At 73.0% G+C, this 4,174-nt stretch carries 4 protein-coding genes and 1 pseudogene; 2 read left to right on the forward strand and 3 right to left on the reverse strand.

Annotation, left to right across the window (positions count from 1 at the left end):
* Positions 1 to 110: 110 nt before the first annotated feature.
* The 3 genes from ACGF0D_RS43950 to ACGF0D_RS43960 all read right to left on the reverse strand — a co-directional run bounded on the left by ACGF0D_RS43950 (position 111) and on the right by ACGF0D_RS43960 (position 3,136).
* On the reverse strand, positions 111 to 1,499 hold the full coding sequence (locus tag ACGF0D_RS43950) for a TolB family protein (protein WP_392926163.1): 1,389 nt from the start codon (positions 1,497 to 1,499) through the stop codon (positions 111 to 113).
* Between the two features lie 218 nt (positions 1,500 to 1,717).
* Positions 1,718 to 2,488, reverse strand: coding sequence for a lysophospholipid acyltransferase family protein (locus ACGF0D_RS43955; protein ID WP_392884598.1), 771 nt, complete (start codon positions 2,486 to 2,488; stop codon positions 1,718 to 1,720).
* A gap of 222 nt (positions 2,489 to 2,710) precedes the next feature.
* A complete protein-coding gene (locus ACGF0D_RS43960; RefSeq protein ID WP_392884597.1) occupies positions 2,711 to 3,136 on the reverse strand; it encodes a DUF4395 domain-containing protein in 426 nt (141 codons plus the stop codon).
* Between the two features lie 306 nt (positions 3,137 to 3,442).
* On the opposite strand from ACGF0D_RS43960, the gene ACGF0D_RS43965 reads away from it, so the two are divergent.
* Positions 3,443 to 3,769 (forward strand): TlpA family protein disulfide reductase, encoded by a 327-nt coding sequence (locus tag ACGF0D_RS43965; RefSeq protein WP_392884596.1) that lies wholly within the window; start codon positions 3,443 to 3,445, stop codon positions 3,767 to 3,769.
* A gap of 292 nt (positions 3,770 to 4,061) precedes the next feature.
* Positions 4,062 to 4,174 (forward strand): annotated as a pseudogene (locus ACGF0D_RS43970) (electron transfer flavoprotein subunit beta); the annotation flags it as partial.

Below are 4,174 nucleotides of genomic sequence, written 5' to 3' on the forward strand. Positions count from 1 at the left end.
TACTGCAGGGGGGACCCTGTGGGAGAGTAGGACGCCGCCGAACAATTCTTCTGAAAAGCCCCTGATCCATTCGGATCAGGGGCTTTTCGCATTTCTCGGAACCGAGAGATCTATTCGTCGGACCCGGACCCGGACCCGGGCCTGGAGCCGGATTCCGTCCCGGACCGCGGCTTGTCGGCGGACGTCTGCCCCTGGGCCTGGGCAGGCTGCCTGGCATCGGGCCGCGGCGTCCGCGGCGTCCGGTGAGCCTGGGATGCCTGGGATGCCTGCGGTGCCTGGGGGGCCTGCGGCGCCTGAACCTGATCGGCGGGAGCAGCCGGGACGTCCGCCGTTCCCCAGGCGGGTCGGCTCAGCCACCTGTCCGCGCTGTTGGTGAGGCGGGTGACGCCCGTACCGTCGGCCTGCATGCTGTAGAGGTCGGCACCGGCGCCCGAGGGGGCCTGGGTGAAGACGATGGACTTGCCGTCGGGAGCGTAGGAGGCCGGGCCGAAGAAGGCGTTGGAGGTCGCGGGGGTGAGGGCACCGACGGCGCTGCCGTCGGGGTGGACGGTGTAGATGGCGCCGCCGGGGGCGTTGTCGGGGCCGGCCGGGTAGGTGGTGAAGAGGATCCGGGTGCCGTCGGGGGACCAGTCCGCGCGCTCGCCGGCGCGCAGTTCCCAGGGGGTGAGCTGGCGCAGCCCGGTGCCGTCCGCGCTGACGACGTAGATGGCGCGACTGTTGGCGGGCTGCCCGGTGGCGCTGGTGCGGTACTCGAAGGTGAGCTGCTTGCCGTCGGGGGACCAGCTGGGGTTGCTGACCGCGCCGGAGTAGGGCTTGTCGTTGGTGAGGAAGGTGAGCCGCTGGACGTCGGTGCCTTCGGGGCTCATCAGGTAGAGGTCCGAGTACTGGACCTGGTGGCTGCCGGACGTGTCGAGGGCGCCCCAGGAGCGGCTGAAGGCGACCTGCTTGCCGTCCGGGGAGAAGGCGGGGGCGCGTTCGTCCTCGTTGGTGCAGTCGGCGGTGGCGCCGTCGCAGAGCTGGCTGATCTGGTGCTCGGGGCCGCCGGCGGTGGGGACGGTCCAGAGCCGGGCCGTGCCGGTATGCGGGTCGGTGCGGTCGAAGGCGATGGTGGTGCCGTCGGGTGACCAGTCCGGGCGGTCGTCGAGGGCGCGGGCGGGCGGCTGGGTGACCTGGTGCTGGCCGGTGCCGTCGGGGGAGAGGGTGATGATCGCGCTGCTGGTGCGGGAGGAGTCGGTGGACGCGCGACTGACGATCAGTCCGTTGTGCGCGGGGGCCGCGGGGGCTCCGACGGCCGCGCCGACCACGCCGGGGGTCGCGGCGGGTGTCGGCTCGGTGGCGGCGGGGGTCTCCGGTCGGAGCTCCGAGAGCGGGATGTCGCCGGGTTCGGCGCCGCAGCCGGTGAGCAGGGTGCCCAGAAGCAGAAGGCCCGCACCGGCGCTTGCGCGGGTGCGGGCCCTGCCCGTGGGTGACTGCCGTGTGCCGGTGGTGATCCGTGCCATCTCCGCCTCCGAGCCTCTCGACCGCTCCGACGTGTGGCCCCCGCCGCGGATTCAGGACGAAGGCCCCTGAAAGGAGCTGTCACTGTGTCAGACGGGGGGCACCGGCGACCGGGCGACACGCGACGGACCGCGGTCGCTCGGCCACACGGAGTAGAAGGGTGGCAGGAGGGTGAGGCTCAACCCCTGGCGGTCAACCCCTGGCGGTCAACCCCTGGCGGTCAACCCCTGGCGGCGCGGCGCTCGGCCTTGGCGAGGGCCTCCGCCTCGTCTTCGGCCTCGGCGACCTCCAGGGTGGGCGCGGTGCCGCCGAGCTGGGCGGGCAGCCACCAGCGGTCGTCCGGGCCGGAGGGCTTGCCGGGGTACTCGCGCTGGGCCTGGTCGAGCATCTCGCTCATGGCGGCGCGCAGCCGCCGGGTGACCATGACGGGCTTGTCGTCGGGCCCGAGGTGGATCGGTTCGCCGATCATGATGGTGACCGGGACGTGCCGCTTGGTGAGGGTCTTCGGGCGGCCCTTGGTCCAGAGCTGCTGGGTGCCCCAGAGCACGACGGGCAGCAGCGGGGCGCCGGAGTCGGCGGCCATCCGGGCGGCGCCGGTCTTGAACTTCTTCAGCATGAAGGAGCGGCTGATGGTCGCCTCGGGGAACACCCCGACCACCTCGCCGGCCTTGAGGGCGCGCACGGCGGCGTCGTACGCGGGCTGGCCGTCGGTGCGGTCCACCGGGATGTGCTTCATGCCGCGCATCAGCGGGCCGGAGATCCGGTGCTTGAAGACGTCGTCCTTGGCCATGAAGCGGGTCTTGCGCTTTCCGCCGCGGTACGCGCCGAGGCCCGCGAAGAGGAAGTCCAGGTAGCTGATGTGGTTGCTGACCAGTACCGCTCCCCCCCTGGCGGGGATGTGTTCGGCGCCCACGATCTTGATCCGCACGTCGAGCGCGCGGAAGGCGGTGAGTGCGGCGCCGATCACCGGCGGGTACACGAACTCTGCCACGGTCAGTCCTGACTTCCACGGGCCGGAGCCCGGTTCGGCGGGTACCCGCTCCGTTGTGCGGGTGGTGCCGACCGGAGCACGGCACTCCGCGGCGGTCACGGGTGATTCACGGAGATGATCCCCCGAACGAGTGCCTGCTGTCACCTGAGGCGTGCGGTCAAGCGGATATTGGCGGTGTGATCTCCGTGATCGATTGCCACGGGAACTTTTCGCCCACCCGCGTCAGGCGCCGGCGGTGAGGCGGCCCTGGGCGCGCCGGACCAGGGGATAGAGCTCGCAGCCGACGCAGTAGCCGAACGCGGCGTTGCCGAGGGCGGCGGTGAGGGCGGCCGCGCCGGCCAGCACGCCGAGCCAGGTGACCTCGGCGCAGTAGCCGAGGGCGCCGACCGTGGCGAACACCATGAGGACGCCCTGGTCGAAGCGGAGCGTCCGGTCGTCCTCGGTCTCGGAGGGCGGTGCGAGCCGGGGGAGCACCAGCACCTGGAACAGTCGGACGTAGGGGGCCAGTCGCAGGCCGCCGAACGCGCCGAGGGCGAAGACGAGGGTCTGGGCGGCCAGGAGGGGGCAGCTGCCGGTGTAGAGGACGACGGTCAGGACGAACGCGCTGAGCGCTGCGGCTAAGCGGGGGCCGCGGAGGTCGGTCTGCAACGGGGGCTCCTGGAGGTCGCGACGGGCGGCGGCGAGCGGCGAGCGGCGGCGCGGGGCGTCAGCGTGTTCGCCGGGCGGCGGACCGGGCCCGGGTGGTGACGCGACGGCAGGCCGGCGGCGGCGTTGGGCGACGGTCGGAGTCCATCGGCCGATCGTACGTGGACCGGCCCCGGCGGTCGACCGCGTTTCGGGCGCCGCGGGCGCTGCCGCAGACTGGGGGGATGACCCGGCCGACGGCGTGCGTTGTCGTGCCTCGACGGCGGCCGGGCCCGGCCGCCGCGGGCCGGGAGCGACGGGAGGCCGAGGGTGAGCAGCGAGGACGGGGCGGTACGGCTGTCGGAGGCCGAGCTGGGCGGGCCGCTCGGCGTACGGGCGACGCTGGTGCAGTTCTCGACGGCCTTCTGCCAGCCCTGTCGGGCCACCCGGCGGGTGCTCTCCGAGGTGGCCGGGATGGTCGACGGGGTCGAGCACGTCGAGGTGGACGCCGAGGAGCGGTTGGAGCTGGTCCGGCGGCTGGAGGTCCGGCGGACGCCGACCGTCCTGGTGCTGGACGGGGAGGGCCGGGTGGTGCGGCGGGCGGCGGGGCAGCCGCGCCGGGTGGACGTGATCGCGGCGCTCGGCCGGGTGGTGTGAGCGTCGGGTGGTGTGGAAGTGCGGCGCGAGCCCGGTGTGAGCAATCCGGCCGCACTTGTTCCGCCCCGTCGGGTGGAGCGGGCCCCGGGCTGGGGCAGGATGGGCGCAGGCGGCGGAGTGGCCGCACGGCATAAGCTACTGGCCAGTAGTGACCACTGCGCTACCGGCGAGTATGCTGCCAGCAAGTTCCGGACCGGCACGGGAATCCGCTGCCCGGGGCGGGTGCGTGCCGTGTTCGCGCCCGCTCGCACCGCCGCAGCCGCCGGACGAGACCAGTACAGGAGACAAGGCCGTGAGCTTGAGGATCGTTGTCTGTGTGAAGTACGTGCCGGACGCGACGGGTGACCGTCGTTTCGCGGACGACCACACCACGGACCGGGAGGGTGTGGACGGCCTCCTGTCGGA

It is taken from the genome of Kitasatospora sp. NPDC048298 (genome assembly GCF_043201465.1).
Taxonomy (GTDB): domain Bacteria; phylum Actinomycetota; class Actinomycetes; order Streptomycetales; family Streptomycetaceae; genus Kitasatospora.